This is a genomic window from Moorena sp. SIO3I6 (genome assembly GCF_010672095.1).
The window spans coordinates 1-1,011 of the sequence record NZ_JAAHHU010001767.1; the positions used below are offsets into that span (position 1 = coordinate 1).

Annotated in this window: 3 protein-coding genes; all 3 read left to right on the forward strand. The window is 41.6% G+C overall.

The window, feature by feature from the left end:
• On the forward strand, positions 1 to 398 hold a 398-nt coding region (locus F6K49_RS52975; RefSeq protein ID WP_293111161.1), incomplete at its 5' end, for an ATP-binding protein.
• Between the two features lie 7 nt (positions 399 to 405).
• Positions 406 to 768, forward strand: coding sequence for a response regulator (locus F6K49_RS52980; RefSeq protein WP_366514391.1), 363 nt, complete (start codon positions 406 to 408; stop codon positions 766 to 768).
• Between the two features lie 32 nt (positions 769 to 800).
• On the forward strand, positions 801 to 1,011 hold a 211-nt coding region (locus tag F6K49_RS52985), incomplete at its 3' end, for a response regulator (protein ID WP_293111165.1).

Consider the following 1,011-nt stretch of genomic DNA (forward strand, 5'->3'; position numbering starts at 1 on the left):
TCCAAACCTTGACTAATTTACTAAGCAACGCAATTAAGTTTTCACCTGCCAATAGCACAGTTTGGCTCTCTGCAATCACAGATAACGAGGTTAATAGAACCAAAAAGCAGAAACAGCTGCGATGCTCCACAACTGCCTATGTCACATTTCAAGTCAAAGATCAGGGACAAGGCATCCCCAATAGCCAGCTCGAAAGTATCTTCGAGCGCTTCGAGCAAGTGGACTCATCTGATTCCCGTAAGAAAGGTGGAACAGGTCTGGGGCTAACGATTTGCCGCAAAATTATCCAGCAACACGGCGGCAGAATTTGGGCAGAGAGTTCTTTAGGTAAAGGCAGTACTTTTTATTTTACCCTACCCGCTTTAAAACAGCAAGAAGAAGATAACCATGAGTACTAAATGCATCTTGCTAATTGACGATGAAGAAACTATCCAGGAAGTGGTGCAAGTCGGTCTCGAACTTGAAACAGATTGGGAGGTACTAACAGCTTCTTCAGGCTTGGAAGGTATCGCTATGGCTAAAACTAAACTGCCAGACGCAATCTTACTTGATGTAATGATGCCAGATATGGATGGAATCGCAACTTTTGCGAAGTTAAAAGCAAATTCTAAAACCCAGTCAATTCCCGTTATTTTTCTGACGGCAAAGACTCAGATAGCAGAGCAACACCCGTTTAAAAAAAACGGGATTGCTGGTATTATTATCAAACCCTTTAATTCTATAACTTTGGCTATTAAAATAGCAGAACTCTTGCAATGGAAGTTGTGATTTATTACTGTTGAACGTTTGTAGTTGTAAACATGAGACTATTACTAGTGGAGGATGATGAGTCTTTAATTGATTTACTCAAAAACAGCCTTCCCAAGCAAAATTATGTGATTGATGCTGTCACTGACGGTGAACAGGGATGGGCCTATGGGTCAACTTATACTTACGACCTGATTGTACTGGACTTGTTGCTGCCAAAGGTTGACGGAATTAGTCTTTGTCAGCGTTTCCGCACCAGTGGTA